This window comes from Anabaena sp. PCC 7938, from assembly GCF_049315035.1.
Taxonomy (GTDB): domain Bacteria; phylum Cyanobacteriota; class Cyanobacteriia; order Cyanobacteriales; family Nostocaceae; genus Anabaena; species Anabaena cylindrica.
This window is the reverse complement of record NZ_CP186034.1, coordinates 4,045,447-4,069,050: the sequence shown is the minus strand read 5'-3', so window position 1 is coordinate 4,069,050 and position 23,604 is coordinate 4,045,447. Positions and strand designations below refer to the sequence as shown.

Sequence of the window (23,604 nt, the reverse complement as noted above, 5' to 3'; positions counted from 1 at the left end):
AATTAAGATTTTTTTTTACATACCAACATAGCTACTGCACCAGGAAGGTAGTTATCGGGGTTATGTTCTTGGACTGAGGCTTCTAACTCATTTTCAGTGATAGTCCATGTAAAGCTATCTTTGCGTACTCCATAGGATATTTGCATCACTGTAAAATCTTGAGTTAATTTTTGCAGTGATTCTTGATCGTAAATTCGATGTACTGGTGTTATAGCTTTTCTACCATAGGGAACTGTGAGTATAAATATACCCTCTGACTTTAAAAGTAAATTGATTTGTTTAACAGCTTCAAGATCATAACTATTTATTTTTTCATCCCCATACCATCCCAAACCGAGATGTTCGAGCGTAGATAAAGCAATTACGCAATCGAAGCTAGCTGGTGAAAATACAGCCTGACAAATATCACTTTTAACAAATTTTAAATTAGGATGAGATAAAGCTATAGGGCGAATATCTATTGCTGTAACTGAGTAATTAAAACTTGCCAATTCGTATGATAAAAGACTTTCGGCTGCTCCTACATCTAGAAGTTCTATTTTCTTAGAATTACAAAAATGAGCTAGGGAATGTATCACAAATGTTTTTTCTACAATTCTTTCATTAGTTACAGCCCAATAAGCTTCACCATCACCGCTATAGCCAATAATTATCGGTTCATTAAACCATAAGCCACTTCTCATCTTCGCTGTTTCAGAAGCCACAAAGCTATTCGTGTTACTATTATCAGTTTGTATTTCAGTAGATAGCTTTTCTATTATCTGTTCAAGTTGAGTAATTTTTTCATTTACCTCTCTAGCTTTTACTGAATCTTCATATTGTATTTCAGTAGATAGCTTTTCTATTGTCTGTTCAAGTTGAGTAATTTTTTCATTTACCTTTCTAGCTTTTACTGAATCTTCATATTGTATTTCAGTAGATAGCTTTTCTATTGTCTGTTCAAGTTGAGTAATTTTTTCATTTACCTCTCTAGCTTTCACTGAATCTTCATAGCTTTTTTGTACTAGATTATATAAAAGCTGTCTGATGGCAGAATTGAAATAAATCTGTCTTTTTAAAATAGGCCATGCTACTTTCTTCAGTATGTTCTTGATAAATTTGCTAAACTTACTGGTGTATATATCGTTAAAAAATAACAAGCAATTACCATCTATTTCTATAAAGTGACTGTTTCTATTATGTATAGATTGATTACTGTCACTAGATGATTGAGATTGTAAGTCTGTTTGCATATTTTGTCCATGATTTTCAATGCTGACAGATTGTTGATAGATATCTTTCATCCGTTCTAGTATTTTTTCGGAATCCATTTTATTTCTCACATTCACTAATTATTAACTATTTCGGTTTGTTTAACACTTTCTAAATAATACTTCACTACTTCTTGTGATTCGCCTTGAAATTTAATATTTCCTTGATTTAAATAAATTGCTTTTTTGCACGATGTACTAATAAACTGTAAATCATGAGAAACAACTAAAACCGTCGTTTCTCCATCCCAAAACTGATCTATCCTCTTCTTACATTTATTCTTAAAACTCTCATCCCCTACTGACAATACTTCATCCAAAATCAAGATATCAGGCTGTACATCCGTAGCAATTGAAAACCCTAACCGTGCTACCATACCTGAAGATAAACCCTTTACTGGAACTAAAGCATAATCCTCCAATTCGGCAAATTCCAAAATAGACTGCGCTCTTTTTTTCATTTCAGACCTAGAAAATCCTAGTAGTACACCATAAAGTAGAATGTTGTCCATCACAGATATTTCTGCATCGAAACCTGCGCCTAGTTCAATCAAAGGTGCTACTTGACCACGTACTCTTAGAGTTCCGGTAGTAGGTTGTAAAATACCAGAAATTATCTTTAAAAGCGTGGATTTACCAGATCCATTCGCACCTATTATCCCAATTTTCTCACCTTTGTCAACTACTAGATCAACATTATCTAGTACTAATTTCTTGGCAGGTTGGCGATATTTACCTTCTAAAATAGACAACAATGTTTTCTTCAAATCATAAGAAAACTCTTCTTGAGTCCGTCGCCACAGCGAAACATTATCCAGGCGAATTACTTCCATTTACAGTAAATCCATAAACTGATGTCGCCAAACATGAAAACAAGTCCATCCCAGGGACAAAATAATGATGCCACTCAGTAAAGCGCCCCAAATTAAACCTAAATCTGGCAGAGAACCCGATAATGTAATTTGACGCAGACTTTCAATAATTGGAGATAAGGGATTTAAACCTAAAAATGGCTGTACCTGCTTTGGTACAATATCTGCCGGATAAAAGATAGGACTACTTAGCCAAATTACAAATACCACTAACTCATAAAAATAAGGAAAATCTCTAAAAAATACGTACAAAGCACTTACTAAAAATCCAATTCCTGTGGAAACTAAGATTAGAGCTATAAATGGAAATACCAACGAGAGGACATTGACTAGGCTTTTGGAATTAATCAAAGTCATAATCGCCAGTAACGGTAATGCTCCCACTGAAAACTGAAATACGTTGGCTGCAATCATTGACACAGGAAAAACACTAACTGGTAGACGAATTTTGTTCAATAATGCGCCATTCCCTACGACACTTGTTAAAGCTTGGGATGTGGAAGCTGAGAAAAAATTGATTACCACCAGCCCTGTAAATGCTGCTAATACGTAATTCAGGATCGAGTTACCATAATAAGATGCGAAAGTAGCTCCAAAAATGGCAGTGTACAGCCCTGTCATAATGAGTGGGTTCAACAACGACCAATAAACCCCCAGGAATGATCCCCGATAACGTACTTTGAGAGTCCGCACTACCAAGACGTGCAACAGTTCCCAGTAACGCTGCACTTGTAACCCAGTTAAATTGTCTTTGATAGAAATGGTCATCCTTAAGCACCACCACAGGCCATAGCCAAGTTATTACGGCATTTTATACTATTTTCAGTATTAATTTAACCTGAACTATCAGGCTCGATTCCTGCGGTGAATTTAAAATCAGTGTAGGTATTGCTGCGCTTACTTTATAGCATCTTGTTAGCGTAGCCTCTGTCTAAGACACCTTTGACGAACATAAACTAGAGAAGCCATTATCCTTCAATACCTTGTCCTTATTACCAAATTCAATCAGCTTTATGACTAGAGCTAGTTACTCTACTAATATTTTGATCATTACTGTGATGCCAAACCATGCCAGCGCTCCAACCAGCATAAACGCCCTTCATAGCTTCTTGGACATATTGCCATAAAATTTGATTGTCAAGACGATGAGTAAATTTAAGCCGAGTGATCCTCAGTAAACATCGGTAAATCAGAAGCAGAACCAGACGTATGAGCAAAATTGACAAAGGAAGTCTTTTGTAAGCGTGCTTTAGAGCAAAGTACGTAGTATTTTTAGCTAGAGAATACCAACAAGTAAGATGCTTTTGATCATAACGATTATGACTAGGTTGAGGATAGTGATCCACAATAGTATCACAATAGTGAATTTCATAACCCGCTTGAATTAAGCGCAGACATACATCTGTTTCATCTAAAAAATATTCAAAAAATTCATCATAGCCATTAATCTCTTCCAGAAATTCTTTACGGTAAGATGAATTTGTTCCCATCAAACCATTGTACCAAAAACCCTGTTCTTGGTTATAGTTGAGAGCATCTCCAGGACGAATTGGAATTGTATTACTAATACAATTTGTAATACCTCGATGATATTGTAAAGGATAACCCGGAGTTGTCATATCTCGTACAGTGCCACCAACACCAGCACATTTATATCCATACAAAGAATATGTTGATATTAATTTATCTAACCAGTCAGTGGGCGGAATCGCATCATCATCTATAAAAGCAACTATTTCCCCCGATGATTTTTGTATACCTATATTTCTAGAAACACTCAGATTTTTATAATTTGATATAAATATTTTAATACTATAATTCAAGTCTTGTTTGATAAAGTTTAGCATTTTCAATGTATTATCATTGGCTGAAGAATCTACAATAATGACTTCAAAATGGTTATAACTAAGGTGATTTAAAGATTGAATAGTTTTTTGTAGAGAAGCCGAGCGGTCTGCTGTACAAATAACTATAGATATCAATATACTTGTGTTTAACATAGTAGCGATTACTTCCAGTATTGTTAATGATAAAAGTTATCTTGTAGCTGCTGATTTACTTACTAAAATACTCATTTGCCAATATATTTTCATCAACCGATAAAACACTTGGAGACTGTTGAGTAGTACATTTATGAAACTTATATTTACTTGTATATAACCTGCATCAGTGAAAAAATAGACTTTCTTCGCTAAATTTAAGTAAAACAGTTCCGGTTGATAGCAGCTAACTATTGCCAAATCTACAGGCTTGAAAAAATAAGATATGATCCAGATATAAATCCGATGTAATAAATTTTTGGGTGGATACCAAAGAGTAATTTTTTTATTCAGTTCCAATTCCTGCCAAGCATTAACTTGAGAATTTTTGTAATAAATCGTAGATGACACTACAACTTTTAAATTATCAGTAATAATTTCAGGTAAAGTATATTCTCGATATGGAAGTTTATCTGCTATTTTACCTTTAACTCCTTTGAGAAAATCTTCCAATCCCCATAAATAAATTTCTACTAAAAAAAATCGTCCAGTGAACGAATAATAAATTAACTTTGGTAAAAGTAATTGCAGACGTTTTAATAAAAGTTTTGGGTAATATTTCTGCCAGCAATAGCATAAATTACGTTCATCATAATAACTAATCCAAGGACGATATTTAAAATCTGGTGAACAATGCCAAACAATAGATGCGGGATGAGCAGCAACAACCCAACCAGTCTGCTTTGCTCTTAAACACCATTCAACATCATCGAAGTGCAGAAAATAGTTTTCAAATACTCCTATTTGCTCAATTATTTCACATCTAAATAATAATGATGCCGCAGCACAAACATCTACCACTAGATAAGGTTTTTCTGCTAATATTTCGTCTGTAGATATAATAGGAGAATTACCTAAATAGGTTTTTAAGTGTGCTTTTCTGTGATGGAGATAACTACCTATTTCTTGAATAATCTCTGGCTGTTCTGATTTTCTAATTTGAGAACCTACTAAACCTACTTCAGAATAGTTTTGCAAAGTTTCTACTAAAGGAAACAAAGATTGATGATCTAAACGCACATCATTATCTAGTAACCAAATGTAGTCATAATTGAGTTTGTTTAAAAACTCCATTCCATAAGAAAAGCCACCGGAACCACCTATATTTGCACCTGTTTGGAGAACCTTGACTTGGGGATAATGTTCTTGAATATAAGATTGCGTACCATCACTTGAAGCATTATCAACAACAAAAATATCCAGATATATCCCATGCAAATCTAATTTGTTAGTATCTTCAATTAGATAAACAAACATCTTTAATTTTATTCCAAGTGACAATAATAGCTGCGACTTTGGCAATTTTCATAAATCATTTATTAAAATCAATAATACCAATACCCATCCACTCCTCAGCAATATGACTAATTTCTAAAATTGAGGCCGACTGACAATATGATAATTTGAGTTCATTCCAACATCTTCTAGTTCCACCATCTAAATGATCATATTCTGCTGCATTAATATCATGAAAGGCACAAACTTTTCCATAACGTCCCACATTTAAAAAATCCCTTTTCATACCATGATATGAATGATCAGCATCAATATAGACAACATCAAATTCTGAGCCTATAAAATCAGCAGATGTAGCAGGAATAGCTTTTTCTAGAGGTAAGATAGATGAAAAATATTCCCAATCTCTAAAGTTATCTTCTATGTCAACACAAGTATACTTGAAATTGTTGTTGAATTTAGATAAAACAGCACAGCATAGAGCAGAAAATCCTCCGTACATTACTCCGACTTCTAGAAACGATAGTGGTTTTTTATGAATACAATAAATCAAAAAATCTACTAGTTCTGTAGGAATTTGAATTGATCCATAATCAGAAGCATTGACATATTGTTGATAAGGAGAATAAAGGCTCCACCCCTGATAAGGACAACCATAATCTTTGATTTTTTCTAACAAAAAATCTCTATTTATTAATTCCTCTTTTGAAGAAGATAAGATTGATTCAATGACAATCCTACCCTTTTTAAAATCATATTCCAGTGCTTTTTTATTCATGGCATCTGGAATTTTTTCTACTTTATTCTCAAAATATAAATATTGATTTTCTGGCTCAAGTTTTTGATAAAAGAGTTTTAAATTTTCATGTTCTAGCTTTAAATTATCATAAGAAGTGATTAATTTTTGAAAAGCTGTATCTCGATCACGTAGAAAAGCACGGAGAGATTTGGGTACGATTTGTGTAAATGATGTATAGAACAAAGTATTTCTCCTCTAATAATTGCCTCTAATGATTGTTAGTAAACTAATAAATTTGACTAATTCTGTTTTCAAACACCGTGAGAGCGGCAGCAACAACCTGATCCATGTTGTAATATTGGTATTGTGCCAATCTACCTACAAATGTTACTGTTTCCAGCTTATCTGCTTCACTTTTGTACTGCTGAAATAACTCACGATTTTCTGGACGTGGAACGGGGTAATAAGGATCTCCTTCCGCTTGTGGATATTCGTAGTAGATAGTAGTTTTAGGATGTTTTTGTCCAGTAAGATGTTTAGATTCAACTACCCGTGTAAAATCATAATCATTGGGATAATTGACAACAGCAACTGGTTGAAAATATTCCATATCATGAGTTTCAAAGTCAAAGCGCAATGAGCGATATGGAAGTTTACCGAACTTATAATCGAAAAATTGATCGATGGGTCCAGTATAAATTAAATGGTCAAATTTTAGCCATTTTTCTACTTCCTGAAAGCTGGTATTGAGCATAACTTTAATGTTGGGATTTGCCAACATTTTTTCAAACATTTTTGTATAACCATGTAGCGGCATAAGTTGATATTTATCACCAAAATAGCGATTATCTTTATTGGTTCTTACGGGAATACGAGCGCAAACTGAAGCATCTAGCTCATGCGGCCACAGGTTCCATTGTTTGTAAGTGTAGTTTTTAAAGAATTTCTCATATAAATCGGTTCCTACTTTACCAATTACAGCTTGTTCTGAGTTTTCAATTCTGTCATATCTTTCTTTAACTTGCTCATAAAATTCTTCAAGTTGTTGGCTATTAAGATTTAGCCCATATAATTTATTAATAGTATTCAGGTTGATAGGAATGGGATATAAGTCACCATCTACTTTAGCTAAAACTTCATGCTGATAAACTCGCCATTGAGTAAACGGTGAAAGGTAATCAATGATTTTTTTACTATTGGTATGGAAAATATGCGCTCCATATTTATGAACTAATACCCCAGCATTATCATAAAAATCAAAAGCATTACCACCAATATGATTGCGAGTATCAATAACTAATACTTTGCGATCTAGATGCGTAGCTATACAATTTGCTAGGGTACAACCTGCAAATCCTGCCCCAACAATGAGAAAATCAAACATTGTGTTGTACATATTTTTATTCTGCTTCTTATAGTTATTTGGGTTCTATTTCTAGATACTTTTCCCAGAAAGATTGACTGGTCAGCTTAGGTAATGAAGTGATATATAGCTTTTTTAATTCTGGTAATTTTATTAACATCACTAAGGCTAACCATAATCCATATATCAAAGCTTTAAAAAACCTGATTCTGGAAAATTTGACTATAAATCCTTCTTGAGTTTGCAAATTGTAATATAAAACTTTTTTGGCTCGAAAAACGTTGAGAGGTCTACCATTCCAAGCTGGAACAATACTATATCCCTTATCGGTAAATGTATCATCTTTAAAGAAAAATCCATTGGGTAAAAGATGACCATTAAAAGTTATGAGTCTGACAAATCTATGTAACTTGTTTTCACTTTTTTCTAAACTGGTTATATATTTGCTATATATGAATGGTAATTCTGAATTTTTAGCTGTTTTTTCCGTAACTTTAGAAACTTCTTTGTGTTTGTCTTCTGGTTTGTTAGCAACTAGAGCATCAGGACCTTGCAGAAAATCAATAGTTGCTTTGAGAATACTCTCAGCGGTTTCATATCTATAACAAAATAATTCTTTAAATAATGGTTTTAAAAACCATTTAATAGCTTTAATTTTACTAAAACTTTCATAAAAATACAGGCAATTGAAAATCATACTATTTCTAAAATAGTAGTACTCGATTAATGGACTTTTTTTATTCTCAAATGGTTCATGCCAAACACATATACCATTCAGAATTATAATTTTATGCTCTATTCTTTTGCAAAATTCTACATCGTCCATTCTGATAAAGAAAGGATATGGTAAGCCATGAGCTTTGATAGCATTGACTGGAAAGCAAAACAACCACCAAGCACTGTAATCAATATGTTCGTCTATTTCATTGAATAAAGTAGCTGTTAGTTTTCTCAAATCTATATTGGGTTTGACAGCGACAAAACCTTTATCCCTATTCCAATAAGCTCCTTTTTCATGCTGTATGTATTTTTTATCCAATCTCAACATACTGCTACCAAGGCAGATGTTTTTCTGATTAGTTACACTCAAAAAATTCCAGATTCTCTCCAATATTGCTGGCTCGAAGAGAATATCATCATCCATAAGAATAATATGTGAAAATTTATTTTGCTGTTTTAAAACTTCCAGCATTCCTCTAGCAAACCCGCCACTTCCTCCTGCATTTTTATTAGGTATTAAATGAATTATATGACTATTAAATTGCTCTAAAGTATTACCGTTATCAATAATAAATACTTCTAATTTATTCTCACAGCCATTTTGTTCTAACAAATATCTTGTTAATAATTCCATGTTTTTATAAACATAGCCTTCCCTTTTATATGTGCATATAACAACTGCTAGTTTGATGTTTGGATCTGATTCTGTAAAAGTAGAAAAATACCCTGCACTCATTTGACACATATTTTCTAGTGCTTCGATTTCCAGGTATATCATTCCTGTATATGCAGATATATCGAAGTTATCTAAAACTGTTATTTCTTCGAGTTTTTTGTTATTAATAATTTTTTGTGACAATAAGGTTTTAGTCTCATCTAATTTATCTATATTGTAAATATTAATTTTGAATGATCCTTTTAATTTGAGAGTAACTTCTATACTTCTAACTTTGGTATATTCTTTCCAGGTGTCTACAGAAAAAGCATTGAAATAGGTGTCAAAGCTAACTATTCCACTTTTCTCTAGCTCTAATATATTATTTTCATAGTTAAATAAAACTTGAGAATTATTTCTAAAAAATAGTTCTTCAACAGTGCAAATATCAGTTTTAGGAAAAATAATATTTTGAAGATGATTTGATATGTCTTTTTGATTAATTTGATAGATGGGTGATAATTCTAGTTGGTTAACCATAGTTTATTTTTACTCAATTTTTATTTTATTTTGTCTTAAAATGCTCTTCAGTAACTGTTATGCCAAACTATCCGTTAAAATGCCAACAGAATAAACACTTAATTCAAAACTACTTATTCTGTAGTAATAGTACTTTTTGCTGCTACATTACAGATTATAATTTCTGTCATATAGATGTATGATTTAGCTTTTTTTGTTTTGATAAAGTAGCCATTTTCCTTAAATATCCAATTTTAGTTAAATATTTTATACCTAAATCACTTTTTATTTATGTCTAGATATACTAGCTCAATATTTAACAGTAAAAATCAATGAATCTGATGTTTTATTTGCTTCTTAATTGTTTGGTGCTTCTAAAGGTAATATTATACATTGGCTTTCCTTATAATGATGTCATTTTACTTAGTAGCGATGAGAAAAAATGAGTTCATGGCGAAGAAACTAAATTGCATTGATTTTGGTGTTCTGTGGGTGTAAAATGCCTACTATGTCTTCAAAAGGCTTTGAGGATACAGAACATTTTCAGCTTAAAAGAAAGCTTCTAAAACTGTATTGAAATTCTTCTCAATAGCACCTGAAACTCGAATTGGGATGAGGTTTTTTCTTTAAGTAGGACTTACATAACAACTCTGAAAATCAAGATTATTTTTATCGCTTTAACAATGTAGAAGATGCCTAAATCCTAGGTTTTTAGAGGGTTAAAGAATCTGCTGAATGTGTAAGTTCTATTAATACAATTAAATAGATACAAAACAGGTAGGAGGTTATTAAAGAACTTACAACCAAGTTGTATCAATTCCTCCTATTCTCGTTACACCTTATAGCTATAAATCCTTCAGGATTTATACTATGTCAGCATAGATATTGAATCTAGAAACAAAACTTTACAAATCTAAAATATACGCACTATTTTATCTTGACTTGTATTTATTCTGGGATGAATTGACCTGCTAGATAAGATTGTACTGCACGCTCTGCTGTTCCTATAAAATTGATTTTTCCCTTTTCTAACCAAATTATCTGTTTGCAAGACTGTTTCATAAAACCCAAATCATGGGATACTACCAAAACGGTCGCTTCTGCATTCCAAAATTTATCAATTCGTTGTTTGCATTTATTCTTGAAACTCTCATCACCTACTGATAAAACTTCATCCAGAATCAAAATATCAGGTTGTACGTCTGTAGCGATCGCAAAACCCAACCGTGCTACCATGCCAGAAGATAAACTTTTCACCGGAACTAAAGCATAATCCTGTAATTCTGCAAACTCTAAAATTGAATGTACTCTTTCTCGCATTTCTATTCGGGAAAAACCCAGTAGTACACCATAAAGTAGGATGTTGTCTATTACAGAGATTTCTGGATCAAAGCCTGCTCCTAGTTCAATTAAAGGAGCAATTTTACCCTTGACGCGCACTGTGCCGATGCTTGGTTGTAATATCCCACAAATAATTTTTAAAAGTGTGGATTTACCAGAACCATTCGCACCAATGATACCTATTTTTTCACCTTTGTCAACTGCTAATGCAACGTGATCCAGCACTAATTTTTTTGCAGGTTGGCGATATTTACCTTCTACAATAGAAAGCACGGTTTTTTTGAGGTCATAAGAAAACTCTTCTTGTGTGCGTCGCCACAGCGAAACATTATCTAGGCGGATTACTTCCATTTATAGTAAATCCATAAACTGATGTCGCCAAATATGAAAACAAGTCCATCCCAGGGACAAAATAATGATGCCACTCAGTAAAGCACCCCAAATTAAACCTAAATCTGGTGGAGAACCCGATAATGTAATTTGACGCAGACTTTCGATAATTGGAGATAGGGGATTTAAGCCTAAAAAGGGCTGTACCTGCTTTGGGACGATCGCTGCTGGATAAAATATGGGGCTACTAATCCACATCACAAAGGTGACTAACTCATAAAAGTAAGGTAAATCTCTAAAAAATACATACAAGGCACTGACTAAAAATCCAATTCCTGTGGAAACTAATACTAATGCCAAAAATGGAAATACCAAGGCTAGGACATTGATTAGACTTTTGGAATTGATTAAAGTCATCACTGACAGCAATGGAAATGCTCCTACTGAAAACTGAAACACGTTTGCCGTAATCATTGATACAGGAAAAACGCTAACTGGTAGACGAATTTTGTTCAATAATGCGCCATTCCCTACGACACTTGTTAAAGCTTGAGATGTGGAAGCTGAGAAAAAATTGATGACTACCAGTCCTGTGAAGGCTGCTAATACATAATTTAGGATTGAGTTGCCATAATAGGAAGAGAAGGTGGTTCCGAAAATTGCGGTGTATAAGCCTGTCATTATTAATGGGTTCAACAGCGACCAATAAACACCCAGGAAGGAACCTCGATAACGCACTTTGAGAGTCCGCGCTACCAAAACTTGCAGCAGTTCCCAATAACGCTCTACTTGCAACTTAGTGAAATTGTCTTTGATAGATAGGGTCATCCTCAAGTACCATTGCACACCACAGCCAAGTTATTCGCGTATTTTATATGGTTGTCAGCATTAATTTAAGCCAAACTGTCAGGATCTATTCCAAGCGATCGCAATTTTTCTGCCAAAATTTGTACTTTCTCTCTTTCACTTGTTAACAGATGTTCTGACTCACGAGCTTGTCTTTCAGCTTCCAAAGCCTGATTTTGGGCTGCTTGAGCTTGTCTTGCAGCTTCCAAAGCCTGATTTTGGGCTGCTTGAGCTTGTCTTTCAGCTTCCAAAGCCTGATTTTGGGCTGCTTGAGCTTGTCTTTCAGCTTCCAAAGCCTGATTTTGGGCTGCTTGAGCTTCTTGTTGTATTTTTGTAGCAGCTTCTTCTGGTGTTGGTACTAACTCACCTTCCGATGTAAAATAGCGAAGTTTAGCATTTTCTACACCTAAATATAAATTTAGGACTTCACTCCAAAGCCATCTTTGCTCATTGGGTATAATTTCCTGATATTGTTTTCCTACCAGTTTGAAACCCATAAATTCTAAACTTTCGGGGCTAAACCAAAAATATTCCGGGGTACGAAATCGACTTTCATACAAACTTTTTTTGAGGTTGCGGTCAACTTTAGCTGTACTATCTGACAATAATTCAATAATTAAATCTGGATAATTTCCGTCTTCTTCCCACACAACCCAAGAAGTGCGGGGACGCTTTTCTGTATCTTTGACTAAAAAGAAATCTGGACCCCTAAATTCTCGATTTTTTAACTGCTGACGACTAAAATAAATAGTCAAATTAGCACCAATAAAGAAATCGTTTTGATCACGCCATAACCACTCTAAACTAGTTACTAACAATAGTAACTGCATATAATGTAAAGAACTTTCCATTTCTGGCTCATCACTTAACAAACGAGTCGCATCGGGCATTTGTTGTTCTAGCTGTTGGGCTGTAACAAACATACGAGTATACCTGCTTACTGATTTAATTTTAAGCCATGACAGTTAATAAAACCAGCAGTCTAGTACAGGCAAATACTGATTAGCTGGTGGGATTAGTTAGTTAAAATTTGAACTATTTAATTTCCTGTTGTAAAGCACGAACTTGTGCAAGAGACAATTCAGTAACTTCTGAAATTTGCTCTAAACTCATACCAATTTGTAATAAGTTTAAAGCTAATTTTCTGGTTGTTTCAGCTATACCTTCCTGTCTACCTTCTAATAAAGCTTCTTGATAAACCTTGGTTTGTTTTAATTCACTTAAGCCTAACATTGCTTCAATCTCCTCTCGGCTTTTTTTGGGTAATTTATAAACGATAATTGTCTCAATTAGGTTGATGATATCTCGTTTAGTAGTTGTATCATTTATTTGTTGATTTGCTTGAGCAATTAACCGTTTTGCTAGTTCTGGTGCAGTGTCTTCGGTTTCAATTACTAGTTTAACAACTCCTACCCCTAAAGAACCCTCTCCTAACTCATCTAAATAGATACGTTTAACTCTCTCCAGCAGCAAGATTTCGCCAAATTGTAAAGGCTGTTCTCTTTCTATGCTACGACTAGGATATATAATAACAGCCTGCCAAGGATAAGGCGGTTTGTATTGTCGCAAGTAGAGGCAAATTTCCGCAAAGAGACGATAATATAAATCATCATCTGGCTGAAACTGAACTTCAACCACATAAAATGGTTTTTTTGACTCTTTGGTAATTGGCAAAAATAAACCATCTAAGCGAAAAGCCAGTTGTTTAACTTCACGGGATGTAAATTCATACACAACTGCTTCTGAGGGAGACTGATTAATTAGTTCAAAAAAAATGCTAGGAAATGCTTGAAATAAACTATAGAAAATTGTGTCTGTTTTCACGGTGATTGGGTAATTCTTCTATAACTAATCTAAATGACTGTATGTAGAACGCAATATAAGCGAGGGCTAGGGAACCCCACTCCTACGGGGAAAGCAACTCTAGAGGTGAGTGATTTCCTGATTTTCTGATTGCGTCGCTTCTAACTAAGTCACAGATTCCGCTACACTGAGATTTGGTTTATTGAATTGTAACTAGATCATGGAAATTGGACAAAAGGTGAAGGTGTTTCGGTTGCGCGATCGCGTATCTGCTGTAATTGCTCAAAAACTAGGAAAAATAGGCATCATCGAAGGCTACAAAGTCACTGACGGTGCGGGAATCGGCGTAGTAGTCAAATTTGACGATAACTCCTCTACTTGGTTTTTTGAAGATGAAATCAAAATAGTATAGGGGTGAAAAGTCGTTAACTTCGGCTGAGAGTATTGGTTCAGTGCTAAGTTGGAGTTGACAAGACAGGCGGTAATTGGAAATCAAGTAATGGCCTTGATACTGACATTTTTAGGCAAAAGCGGCATCGCTCGTAGCAAAATAGCGATCGCAGCGGCCAAGTTATTGGCAAACCAAGGCAAACGGGTACTCCTAGCAGGACTTGCAGAGCCAACATTGCCAATTCTCTTAGATACTTCTCTCACTCCTGACCCCCAGGAAATCGCTCCCAACTTGCAAGCAGTACAGTTTCAATCATCTGTACTGCTAGAACGTAACTGGGAAGAAGCAAAAAAACTTGAGGCGCAATACCTCCGCACGCCTATTTTTAAAGAGGTTTATGGTCAAGAACTGGTAGTATTACCGGGCATGGATAACGCCTTGGCTCTCAATGCTATTCGTGAATATGATGCCAGTGGCAAATATGACGCGATTATCTACGATGGCACAGGCGATTCTTCCACCTTGCGGATGTTGGGAATGCCAGAATCCATGAGTTGGTATGTCCGGCGATTTCGGCAATTGTTTGTCAATTCTGACTTGGGCAAAACAATTACAGAATCACCCTTGATTCAACCGCTGATTACCAGCTTTTTTAATGTTAACTGGACGGCAGATAACTTTGCCCAACCCACTAACCAAGTTAATAATTTTCTCGAACAAGGTAAAGATGCGATCGCAGATCCCCATCGCGTCGCCGCCTTTTTGGTGACAACTCCAGACCCAATTGATGTTGCAAATTCCCGCTTTCTTTGGGGTACTGCCCAACAAGTTGGTTTAACTATTGGTGGCGCTATTTTAGTGTCTGCTGGAGAAAACACCGACCTATCAGAAGAGTTTACACCCCTACCTGTGAGCATCGTTCCTGATGTCTCTAACGGTGAATGGCAACCTTTGATAGATGCTTTACCCAACTTCGTAGCGCAAGCATTACAAACTCCCAAACCAATTGAAATCGACGTTCATAATCGTCAAGTACGCTTATTTTTGCCTGGGTTTGACAAAAAGCAAGTCAAACTCACCCAGTACGGGCCAGAAGTCACGGTAGAAGCCGGAGATCAACGGCGCAATATCTTCCTACCTCCTGCCTTAAGTGGTAGACCCATCACTGGCGCTAAGTTTCAGAATAATTATTTGATAATTTCTTTTTAGGGATTGGGGGATTGGGTACTGGGGATCGGCGACTGGAAACTGGGGAATAATTACCCTGTAACCTATTACCAATCACTCATTACCCATTACCAATCACCAATCACCCATTACCATTACACCTTATGTCCGAATCTACGCCTATTAACCCAAATCCTCAACCTACTGAGGTTGTAGAATCTACCAGTCAGGAAGCGACAACCACAGAAGCCCGGAATGCGAAAACTCGGCAACTACTAGGAATGAAAGGTGCATCACCTGGGGAAACTTCCATTTGGAAAATCCGCTTGCAATTGATGAAGCCTATTACCTGGATTCCCCTCATTTGGGGTGTAGTCTGCGGTGCGGCTTCTTCTGGGAACTACACCTGGACTCTAGAAAATGTCTTGAAGTCCGCACTTTGTATGTTGCTATCTGGGCCTTTGTTGACAGGTTATACCCAAACCATCAATGATTACTATGACCGAGAAATTGACGCTATTAATGAACCTTACCGGCCTATTCCTTCCGGGGCAATTTCAGAAAAGCAAGTAATTAGCCAAATTATTGTTTTACTCTTACTAGGATATGGGGTAGCCTACACCTTAGATTTATGGGCAGGTCATCCAGTCCCTAATGTCCTTTTATTGTCGATTTTTGGGACATTTATCGCTTACATCTATTCTGCACCACCATTGAAACTGAAGCAAAATGGATGGTTAGGGAATTATGCTTTGGGTGCAAGTTACATTGCTTTACCTTGGTGGGCTGGTCATGCGTTGTTCGGTGAACTTAATTGGCGGATTGTAGTTCTAACCCTATTTTACAGCTTGGCTGGCTTAGGAATCGCTATTGTCAACGACTTCAAGAGTGTTGAGGGCGATCGCCAATTAGGATTACAATCACTACCAGTCATGTTTGGTATTCAAAATGCTGCCTTGATTTGTGTAGTCATGATTGACTTATTCCAAGGTTTAGTTGCTGCCTATCTCGTCAGTATTCATGAGAACTTGTACGCTGCCATCTTGGTATTATTGATCATTCCCCAAATCACTTTCCAGGATATGTATTTCCTCCGTGATCCCATAGCCAATGATGTCAAATATCAAGCCAGCGCTCAACCCTTCTTGGTACTGGGAATGCTGGTGACAGGTATTGCTTTAGGTCATGCCGGCGTTTAATTTAATATATCTTTAGCTAGAAGTGATCAATGAGGAGTTAGGAGTTATATTAATTTCTAACTCCTCACTTGTATTAGAACTTGCCGTGTTAAATTTTATATTTTTCCTCATGCATGGCATACAGCCATTTTTGATTCCAATTTGCTTTGTCATTGCTTGGACGATAATTATTTTGGTGATTCTGAATTTATGGACAGCAACAAAAGATACTGTGAAAACTGCTCAAAAAATGCACAAAATTCCCTGCCATAATTGCCAGTTTTTTACTAATAATTATCGTCTCAAATGTACTGTAAATCCATGCATTGCTAATACTGAAGAAGCAATTGGTTGTAAAGATTATCAATCAAATTAATGATGATATTTTTGTCAGAATCAGGATTTACAGGATGTTGATATGTTTTGAAAATTCAATTTATATGAATAAAATTTGACAAATAAATTCATATAACCCTAAGAGGATGTTTGAAAAGTGGTTAGTGATGTATTAAAAACTTTAGATCCTCCTAAATCCTCCTTAAAAAGGAGGACTTTGACTCTAATTCCCCCCTTAACAAGCTACGATGTACACACAAGTGAGGAAATGCTCTTTGGTCGCCATAAAACCCCACCCCTAGCCCCTCCCCGCTGTTTCGTGGATGGGAACTGGATTTCCGGTTAAATCCTGTTTTCATGGCGCGAAACTTACTCTGGCTAAGATTGTGTGTACACCGTAGCCTTAACAAGAGGGGTTAGGGGGGAATGGCTCCGCCACGCAAGCTATCATTGAGTGTCTAAAACACCATCCGAAACTTTTCAAATACCCTCTTAGCAGGTAAGTTTATTCCATGTCTATGAATGATGTAATTGATCAAATTGCGATCGCGGCAGAACATGATTCTCGCCCTAGCTGTCTTTGGTTAATTAGTAAGTTTGACAACTTGCTGCTGCCAGAAGAAAAAAAACAGAAAGACTTTTCTCCAGAACGAATTAGCGAACTCAATCAATACGCTCGTGTTAGATTACCCTCACCCCGATTAAATATTGATACAATAGATGCCATCCTTATAGATTATCCTTACAAGTTACCAGTTGAGCTTTATGAGCTATATCAGCGAGGAAATGGAGTTTTGCCAATCGGTAAAGATAGAGACTGGGAGTCCTATAATAACTACTTTTTTTTCATAAATGGGGATTCTGATTGGATGCCTCTAGATCGGGCAATGAAAGACTATAGAAATTTTTGTCAACATTTTTACCGAAGTGGGTATGAAGTGCAGCCTAAGCTATTTCCACTGGTATCATTTGAAGAGTGTACTTGGGCGATCATAGGAAACGAGATACAACAAGCCACTTCTCCTGTTTTTCGCTTTTACGATGACGAAAGACCTGAGAAAATATATTTTGGGAATTCAGAGCTTATAGTGTGGAATAGTCTGGCTGAAATGTTTGCTGATGATTTGTCAGACGCAGCTAATTGGTATAGAGATAAAGTATGAAGGATGGGTGGTAGCTAGATAGAGACCAATACCCTATCACTAAAACAACCTACGTAGCTGACAATAATGTCCAAAAAATCCTGTAACCCTTAAGGGAGACATTAGCCATTTCTGTCAGTATGAACAAACAAGTAGTTGATTTTCCCCAGGTACACCACAGGAATTTGTAGCAATTGTTTCCATCCTCACAAGTTCCTCAAATTTGCCAACTAAATTGAAGCAAGATAGAACTTGATACTAAAAAACCAATTTTACTCTGAATGCGTCAGGCTCTGAATGCGTCAGGCTGTGGTGCTATATTTTGACATTTTATTATTACACAGTCAGTTTTTACCTGGAATTTATTTAAAAAATAGGGATTACTTGCCGCTATGGATACTCTCGCTTTTATGAACAAGCTGGAAAACCGATTTAGTTTCACCCCTGAAGATAAATCTATTCTTACATCAAATGCAGATTGGGGGCTAGAAATTGCATCAGAAATGGCAGATCATTTCTATAGTTATCTGGGACGTGATGAAGAAATGAATGCTATTTTAAATGCAACTGAAGGAAGAATTCATCGTCTCCGAGAAACATTTATTCATTGGTTTCATGAAATGTTTACAGGAATAGATGATTGGGGTATTGGCTATTCTAAAAGTCGTTGGCAAATTGGTATTGTTCATGTCAAGATAGGAATTCAACCCCAGCACCTAGTTCCAGCTATGGCCACAGTAGTTCATGAAGTAGGTAAAAAACTCAAACTAGAAGGAAAATCAGAGGAATTAAAAGAGGCTTTAGGGAAAATTTGCATGATTGATTTAGCTTTTATTGAACAGTCTTATGTGGAAGTTTCTACATCTGCTGTTCTCAGAGAAACTGGTTGGTCAGCAGTTTTATTTAAACGTCTAGTTACTCATGGTGCAGAATCTATGTAATTTGATTTTTTGATTTGCTAATTTATTTCTAATAGTATCTTTAAAACTCCTTTAGTTTGCGCTTTTTCAATAGCAGCTAAACCTTCATTTAGGGGATAATAAGCATTAATTAGTGGTTCTACATCCACTTGTTTTGTTGCTAATAACTCTAATGCTGGGGTAAAGGGGCCACAACGAGAACCTATGAGGGTAATTTCATCTACCACCAATGAGGAAGCATCTAGGCTAAGATTGCCTGCATAGGTACTTTTTAGTACTAGTGTGCCACGAGGACGTAAAGCCCGACGAGCGATCGCAAATCCTTCTGGATTTCCTGTACAATCAATGGAGATATCAAAAGCTCTATCTGTCACAGCATCTACTAAACTAGTTTTTATCCCCCGTGCTTCTAAATTAACCAATTTCTCTCTGTGTCGTCCCACTACTAACAAATTGCAACCTGTTAAGGCTAGTGTCTGGGCTACTAATTGCCCTAATTTACCATCTCCCACCACTAACACTCGATCATCTCCACATAATTGCACTTGCTGTTGAATTTCCAATGCTGCGGCTATGGGTTCGGTGAAAGTTGCAGCTTCAGTTGAGACATTTTCCGGGACTGGATGCAAGTTTTCAACAGGTAAACAAAGGTACTCAGCAAAAGCACCATTACGGTTGACAATACCTAAAACCGTGCGATTTTCACAATGTGTGGGTTGTCCCCGACGACAAAACCGACAATAACCACAAACAGCATTGATTTCACCGACAACTCTTTTATTAATTAAGTTGTCTGCACCTTGTTCTACAACACCGACAAATTCATGGCCGATAATGCCAGTATAGGGATAATAACCTCTAAGTAATTCTAAGTCTGTGTTACAAATCCCCGCACATAAAACGCGCACTAAAGCCTCTCCCTCTGGTGGTTTAGGGATAGGAATATCTGTTCTGAGTTGCAACTGGTTATTTTCTAGCCAAAGTCCTTTCATTGTTGTCCTAAACTAGTCCTAATATATAGTTTTTTATGGGGAATTCCCCGCTAAACCTGATAGATATAGCGGTGGGAATCGGTTAAAATTTTACACCTTCTAGAAATGGTGTAAATACTGGTGCTAACTCTGAACTGCTCAGAACTAGACTAGGAAAAGAGCGATCGCTATAATCTGTTCCAGGCGATAATGGAAATGACTCAGAATTGAGTGATATCCAACTACCACCAGCAGCTTGAACTATTACCCAAGCACCTGCAATATCCCAGACTTTTGGTGTCGCTTCCAGTCCTCCTAAAACTGCACCAGTAGCGACTGTCAAAAAGTTGTAACTAGCAACTCCTAACATCCGAATTTTACAAGGAAACCCTGGTTGGATTATTCCCGTACTGCGGGAACAAAGGTTAAAAAAATGGTTTTTACTGGGAGCATCTTGACTAGTATGAATAGGGTGATGATTCAGAAATGCTCCCGTTGGTGTTGTTAAACCCGATTTACCAGGCCAAAAACCGTGAAAAGCTTGATTTAATGGTGGTGCGTAAACATAGCCAAAAATAGGTATGCCTTGATAGAGTAAGCCTAAAGAAATCGACCAAATAGGAATTCCTCTTGTAAAGTTGGTCGTTCCATCTAAAGGATCTATTACCCAACACCATTCTGTGTCTGGAAAAGTTTGGTCACTTTCTTCGCTTAAAATACCGTAACCTGAAAATGAGGAAATAATCGCATCTCGAATTTCTTGATCTGCCCATTTATCAGCTTGGGTAACTAAACTACCATCAGCTTTTTGAGACGCTTGTACTTTACCAAAATCTTGCATTAATTGCTGTCCCACTTTGTTAGTAGTAGTTTCAGCAAAATCTAAAATTGTATTCCAAAAATCGTTCATTTGTTATACCATTTTTTTATGAATTAGTCGTCAGAGTAAATTTTGCAGCTTGGCTCGCGTGTATGCAGCAATTGTAAAAGAATCTGTAATTTCGTTTTCACAGATCATCCTTTCTAATTCTGATACATCTATTGGTAGCAATTTAGAAATTCCTTCTTTAATATCAAATTCACCAAAAGATTTAAGTTCTGCAAAATATAGATCAACACATTCGGAAGTCATGCCTGTATTGAGGTGCATTTTCCCAATTGAAACTAAAGAATAAATTTCAGCACTAATTTCTTCCATTATTTCTCGCCGAGCATTTTCTGTACTAGATAAACCTTTTTCGCCAAATCCACGCGGTATTTCTAAATGCCAAGAGCGCGTTGCATGGCGAAAGTGACGGACAAGCAATATTTGTTGTTGATAAATTGGCATAATCGCCACACCAGGAGAGCTATTTGGCTGATCAACAATACGTATGTAAGTACCAAACTGTCCACCAGGAAAACGTACTGCATCCCTGAGAATTAATAAATATTGGTCTTGATAAACTATGCCAATTTTAGCCCATTCAATTGGTAATCCCTTTTTTTCTAGTCTCTGCCCGACGAGAGATTCCACTTGACTAATTTCTTCTTCTTGTAAGATTATTTGTAATCCATCGCCTTCTAAATTAGCAAACATTTCTGGATAATTGATGGCGAGAGATAAGTATTGTTTTAAAGTATTCAAGCGACTTCTTCTCCTGAAAGATTGAATGTAGCATCATTTCCTACTAAAATAGGCTCTGGTCTAAAACCCGGAATTTCTTGAATTTTGCGCTTCATCGCTTCCCATTGTTCTCTAGGGGAGCGTGTAGTACCTTTCTTCAACTCGATGGTCATATTTAAATCAGCTTGATTAGCTTCAGAACCTGCAATTCTGAATTTTTCAACAAAAGGTACTGTATCGTCTTCATCTAAAGAAGAAACTTTCCCATTGAATGCGTATGTAGTTCCCTTATCAGACCATTTTACTAATAGTTGTACCCCTGATATCTCTAAAATATACTCAATACCAGGTGTCCAAAGTTCTACTTTCTCTTGCGATCGTTTGAGTTTAACTAAATTTGTCATTTGTTTATTCAGATTTATATAGTTTTGATACACAGGTTCTGCCATTTCTTCAAACTTGTCAGGATTTCTGAGTAAATCATCCATACTTTGCATATAAATTTGCCATTCTTCTGTAGTTCTAACTTCTAGAACTTCTTGCAGATTTAAAGATGCCAAAGAATCTAGATAACCATCTTGAAGCAAAGATTCTAAATACAGTCCCTGCTGTAAACGCTCAAATGCAGAATCTTTCAAGAGCTTTAGCCAATCATCAGCATTTTTTTCTGGCTCACTGCGATTTTTTCGGGCTGATCCCAATTCCTGTAATGCTGACCTTGGTAGAGAATCAAAAGGTGTTAATGCTATTCCTTCTAATGCATCTGGAAGATTAACATTATATTTTAAATCAATTAATTGTTTAATTTCTGCTGCAAATGGCTTTTTAAAATCATACTTTTTATCAACAGGGTTACTTCCGTCAGCAGTAACAAAATGTTTATATATTTCTTCACGAGTAATTAAGGATCTACTTTGACGATATATATCAACACAGTGTTGTTCTAAGTCAAACAATCTTTGTATAAAAGGCTCTTCTGCTGCTTCTGGCAAATTCAAATCCCTGATATATTGATTAATATCTCCTGAAGCAATACCTTTACAAAATTCATGAAATCGACGACTAAGTTTTAAATCAATCAATTCCTTGTTTTTTTTATCATTCCATGAAAGTCGTAAGCATTTGAGGCGAACTTCTTGACAAAGTTGAGTCCAAGCTTCAAAAGTATTAGTAGTAAATTTAGGCGGTTGTATAGGACTTTCTTCAGCAAATAAAAAAGGTACTATAGTCCCGCTGTTCAAAAAAGCCTTAAAAGCTTGACGATCCTCTCCAGGGTTTTCATAGCACTCAAAAACTGTTTTTTCGTTGTAAATAGCAGCACGATTGATAACTAGTTGTCGGGAATTGATTAAAGCCCGACGGAACTCCATCTTTTTATCTTGTTCAACCTGATTTTGAATATCGCTAAAACTCAAATTACGTTCTTTCATCTGATTGAGCAAATAGCTGGGTATCCACTGGTTATCAAGAGATTGAGGCATTAAATGGTTAGTTTCTAAATCTTTTTTTTCATAACGTTCAAATTCGTAATTTCCGATGGTAGTAATCATAGGTATTTGTCTTTCAGGAGATATTTCATTGTTTACATTCAGGTTAACTTTTTTATCTTTCAGCATATCTTCCCAATTATTAGGAAAGTCTTGTTTTAATTGTTCATTCCATAGTTTGGATAGTTCTGCTTTTTTTTGTTGATACCATGCAGGGAAAAATTCTGGTGTGTCTGCTTGTAAGTTCTGACCACAACTAATTAATTCTTTACGAATCTTAGTAACATTATTAGTAACTTCTGCTAATGATAACCTCAGAAAAAAATTATCCACCGAAAAATTACCATCTTCTAAAATTTCATTAAAAAAATCTCTTTCTTCTGTAAATTTATAAAATATAATTTTCGATTCTGAGAAGGCAAAAATTTTATGCTTCCTTAGATCAAATTCACTTAAATATTTACGCGAAGTATCCTTGTAATAATTAAAATGCAAATTACTTCCGTAAAGAACAAAATCAACATCCTGATAAAGATAAACTAATTCATCAATTTTGGATGTTTCATAATTAACGTATGCAGCACGTAAATTATTTTTTTGATCGCGCAAAATAGGTACTACTGATGATGGGTAGTAAGCTAGAGGACAATCATGTCCTATTAATTTAAATTCTTCTTCCATTAGCTTCATAAT

At 35.7% G+C, this 23,604-nt stretch carries 22 protein-coding genes; 6 read left to right on the top strand and 16 right to left on the bottom strand.

Annotated features, from left to right (window positions below; all coding sequences use genetic code 11):
- Window positions 1–2: 2 nt before the first annotated feature.
- From ACOWPH_RS18590 to ACOWPH_RS18535, 12 genes are all read right to left on the bottom strand, one after another.
- Window positions 3–1,310 carry a class I SAM-dependent methyltransferase gene (locus ACOWPH_RS18590; RefSeq protein ID WP_015216869.1) on the bottom strand — a complete coding sequence of 436 codons (1,308 nt, stop codon included), beginning with the start codon at window positions 1,308–1,310 and terminating at the stop codon, window positions 3–5.
- Between the two features lie 17 nt (window positions 1,311–1,327).
- Complete coding sequence (locus ACOWPH_RS18585; protein WP_015216868.1) at window positions 1,328–2,083, bottom strand: ABC transporter ATP-binding protein; 756 nt, start codon at window positions 2,081–2,083, stop codon at window positions 1,328–1,330.
- Window positions 2,084–2,890 (bottom strand): ABC transporter permease, encoded by an 807-nt coding sequence (locus ACOWPH_RS18580; RefSeq protein WP_015216867.1) that lies wholly within the window; start codon window positions 2,888–2,890, stop codon window positions 2,084–2,086. It lies immediately after the preceding gene.
- A gap of 233 nt (window positions 2,891–3,123) precedes the next feature.
- Complete coding sequence (locus tag ACOWPH_RS18575; protein WP_015216866.1) at window positions 3,124–4,122, bottom strand: glycosyltransferase family 2 protein; 999 nt, start codon at window positions 4,120–4,122, stop codon at window positions 3,124–3,126.
- A 36-nt stretch (window positions 4,123–4,158) separates the two neighbouring features.
- The gene (locus tag ACOWPH_RS18570; protein ID WP_422665607.1) at window positions 4,159–5,418 is read right to left on the bottom strand and encodes a glycosyltransferase; all 1,260 of its coding nucleotides are present in this window, start codon (window positions 5,416–5,418) and stop codon (window positions 4,159–4,161) included.
- 55 nt (window positions 5,419–5,473) lie between these two features.
- A complete protein-coding gene (locus ACOWPH_RS18565; RefSeq protein ID WP_015216864.1) occupies window positions 5,474–6,379 on the bottom strand; it encodes a class I SAM-dependent methyltransferase in 906 nt (301 codons plus the stop codon).
- A 43-nt stretch (window positions 6,380–6,422) separates the two neighbouring features.
- The gene (gene glf, locus ACOWPH_RS18560; RefSeq protein ID WP_015216863.1) at window positions 6,423–7,532 is read right to left on the bottom strand and encodes a UDP-galactopyranose mutase; all 1,110 of its coding nucleotides are present in this window, start codon (window positions 7,530–7,532) and stop codon (window positions 6,423–6,425) included.
- A 22-nt stretch (window positions 7,533–7,554) separates the two neighbouring features.
- On the bottom strand, window positions 7,555–9,414 hold the full coding sequence (locus tag ACOWPH_RS18555) for a glycosyltransferase (protein WP_015216862.1): 1,860 nt from the start codon (window positions 9,412–9,414) through the stop codon (window positions 7,555–7,557).
- A 927-nt stretch (window positions 9,415–10,341) separates the two neighbouring features.
- Entirely contained in the window at window positions 10,342–11,085 is a 744-nt protein-coding gene (locus ACOWPH_RS18550) for an ABC transporter ATP-binding protein (RefSeq protein WP_015216861.1), read from the bottom strand.
- Window positions 11,086–11,892 (bottom strand): ABC transporter permease, encoded by an 807-nt coding sequence (locus ACOWPH_RS18545; RefSeq protein WP_015216860.1) that lies wholly within the window; start codon window positions 11,890–11,892, stop codon window positions 11,086–11,088.
- Window positions 11,893–11,957: 65 nt separating this feature from the next.
- Window positions 11,958–12,833: a Uma2 family endonuclease gene (locus ACOWPH_RS18540; RefSeq protein WP_015216859.1), complete on the bottom strand. Its 876-nt coding sequence runs from the start codon at window positions 12,831–12,833 to the stop codon at window positions 11,958–11,960.
- A 112-nt stretch (window positions 12,834–12,945) separates the two neighbouring features.
- Window positions 12,946–13,734: an Rpn family recombination-promoting nuclease/putative transposase gene (locus ACOWPH_RS18535; RefSeq protein ID WP_015216858.1), complete on the bottom strand. Its 789-nt coding sequence runs from the start codon at window positions 13,732–13,734 to the stop codon at window positions 12,946–12,948.
- A 199-nt stretch (window positions 13,735–13,933) separates the two neighbouring features.
- Between ACOWPH_RS18535 and petP the strand changes: the two genes are divergently transcribed.
- The 6 genes from petP (at window position 13,934) to ACOWPH_RS18505 (ending at window position 18,868) form a co-directional block, all read left to right on the top strand.
- Window positions 13,934–14,125, top strand: a complete 192-nt coding sequence (gene petP / locus ACOWPH_RS18530) for a cytochrome b6f subunit PetP (RefSeq protein ID WP_015216857.1) — start codon at window positions 13,934–13,936, stop codon at window positions 14,123–14,125.
- Between the two features lie 87 nt (window positions 14,126–14,212).
- Window positions 14,213–15,313, top strand: a complete 1,101-nt coding sequence (locus ACOWPH_RS18525) for an ArsA family ATPase (protein ID WP_015216856.1) — start codon at window positions 14,213–14,215, stop codon at window positions 15,311–15,313.
- A gap of 122 nt (window positions 15,314–15,435) precedes the next feature.
- On the top strand, window positions 15,436–16,470 hold the full coding sequence (gene chlG / locus ACOWPH_RS18520) for a chlorophyll synthase ChlG (protein WP_015216855.1): 1,035 nt from the start codon (window positions 15,436–15,438) through the stop codon (window positions 16,468–16,470).
- 85 nt (window positions 16,471–16,555) lie between these two features.
- Window positions 16,556–16,825 carry a hypothetical protein gene (locus tag ACOWPH_RS18515; protein ID WP_085930388.1) on the top strand — a complete coding sequence of 90 codons (270 nt, stop codon included), beginning with the start codon at window positions 16,556–16,558 and terminating at the stop codon, window positions 16,823–16,825.
- A gap of 472 nt (window positions 16,826–17,297) precedes the next feature.
- Entirely contained in the window at window positions 17,298–17,948 is a 651-nt protein-coding gene (locus ACOWPH_RS18510; RefSeq protein WP_190645404.1) for a hypothetical protein, read from the top strand.
- Between the two features lie 371 nt (window positions 17,949–18,319).
- Window positions 18,320–18,868: a protoglobin domain-containing protein gene (locus tag ACOWPH_RS18505; protein WP_015216852.1), complete on the top strand. Its 549-nt coding sequence runs from the start codon at window positions 18,320–18,322 to the stop codon at window positions 18,866–18,868.
- A gap of 17 nt (window positions 18,869–18,885) precedes the next feature.
- Here ACOWPH_RS18505 and ACOWPH_RS18500 read toward each other — a convergent pair whose 3' ends face one another.
- The 4 genes from ACOWPH_RS18500 to ACOWPH_RS18485 all read right to left on the bottom strand — a co-directional run bounded on the left by ACOWPH_RS18500 (window position 18,886) and on the right by ACOWPH_RS18485 (window position 23,601).
- Window positions 18,886–19,839 (bottom strand): MDR/zinc-dependent alcohol dehydrogenase-like family protein, encoded by a 954-nt coding sequence (locus ACOWPH_RS18500; RefSeq protein ID WP_015216851.1) that lies wholly within the window; start codon window positions 19,837–19,839, stop codon window positions 18,886–18,888.
- Between the two features lie 82 nt (window positions 19,840–19,921).
- On the bottom strand, window positions 19,922–20,728 hold the full coding sequence (locus tag ACOWPH_RS18495) for an inositol monophosphatase family protein (protein WP_015216850.1): 807 nt from the start codon (window positions 20,726–20,728) through the stop codon (window positions 19,922–19,924).
- A 30-nt stretch (window positions 20,729–20,758) separates the two neighbouring features.
- On the bottom strand, window positions 20,759–21,445 hold the full coding sequence (locus ACOWPH_RS18490; protein WP_015216849.1) for an NUDIX hydrolase: 687 nt from the start codon (window positions 21,443–21,445) through the stop codon (window positions 20,759–20,761).
- The gene (locus ACOWPH_RS18485) at window positions 21,442–23,601 is read right to left on the bottom strand and encodes a hypothetical protein (protein ID WP_015216848.1); all 2,160 of its coding nucleotides are present in this window, start codon (window positions 23,599–23,601) and stop codon (window positions 21,442–21,444) included. Before ACOWPH_RS18485 ends, ACOWPH_RS18490 begins: the two co-directional genes overlap by 4 nt.
- Window positions 23,602–23,604 lie beyond the last annotated feature (3 nt).

Coding starts and splice junctions, on each gene's coding strand:
- ACOWPH_RS18590 (WP_015216869.1), bottom strand. CDS start 1,310: ATGGATTCCGAAAAAATACTAGAACGGATGAAAGATATCTATCAACAA.
- ACOWPH_RS18585 (WP_015216868.1), bottom strand. CDS start 2,083: ATGGAAGTAATTCGCCTGGATAATGTTTCGCTGTGGCGACGGACTCAA.
- ACOWPH_RS18580 (WP_015216867.1), bottom strand. CDS start 2,890: ATGACCATTTCTATCAAAGACAATTTAACTGGGTTACAAGTGCAGCGT.
- ACOWPH_RS18575 (WP_015216866.1), bottom strand. CDS start 4,122: ATGTTAAACACAAGTATATTGATATCTATAGTTATTTGTACAGCAGAC.
- ACOWPH_RS18570 (WP_422665607.1), bottom strand. CDS start 5,418: ATGTTTGTTTATCTAATTGAAGATACTAACAAATTAGATTTGCATGGG.
- glf (WP_015216863.1), bottom strand. CDS start 7,532: ATGTACAACACAATGTTTGATTTTCTCATTGTTGGGGCAGGATTTGCA.
- ACOWPH_RS18555 (WP_015216862.1), bottom strand. CDS start 9,414: ATGGTTAACCAACTAGAATTATCACCCATCTATCAAATTAATCAAAAA.
- ACOWPH_RS18550 (WP_015216861.1), bottom strand. CDS start 11,085: ATGGAAGTAATCCGCCTAGATAATGTTTCGCTGTGGCGACGCACACAA.
- ACOWPH_RS18545 (WP_015216860.1), bottom strand. CDS start 11,892: ATGACCCTATCTATCAAAGACAATTTCACTAAGTTGCAAGTAGAGCGT.
- ACOWPH_RS18540 (WP_015216859.1), bottom strand. CDS start 12,833: ATGTTTGTTACAGCCCAACAGCTAGAACAACAAATGCCCGATGCGACT.
- petP (WP_015216857.1), top strand. CDS start 13,934: ATGGAAATTGGACAAAAGGTGAAGGTGTTTCGGTTGCGCGATCGCGTA.
- ACOWPH_RS18525 (WP_015216856.1), top strand. CDS start 14,213: ATGGCCTTGATACTGACATTTTTAGGCAAAAGCGGCATCGCTCGTAGC.
- chlG (WP_015216855.1), top strand. CDS start 15,436: ATGTCCGAATCTACGCCTATTAACCCAAATCCTCAACCTACTGAGGTT.
- ACOWPH_RS18510 (WP_190645404.1), top strand. CDS start 17,298: ATGTCTATGAATGATGTAATTGATCAAATTGCGATCGCGGCAGAACAT.
- ACOWPH_RS18505 (WP_015216852.1), top strand. CDS start 18,320: ATGGATACTCTCGCTTTTATGAACAAGCTGGAAAACCGATTTAGTTTC.
- ACOWPH_RS18500 (WP_015216851.1), bottom strand. CDS start 19,839: ATGAAAGGACTTTGGCTAGAAAATAACCAGTTGCAACTCAGAACAGAT.
- ACOWPH_RS18495 (WP_015216850.1), bottom strand. CDS start 20,728: ATGAACGATTTTTGGAATACAATTTTAGATTTTGCTGAAACTACTACT.
- ACOWPH_RS18485 (WP_015216848.1), bottom strand. CDS start 23,601: ATGAAGCTAATGGAAGAAGAATTTAAATTAATAGGACATGATTGTCCT.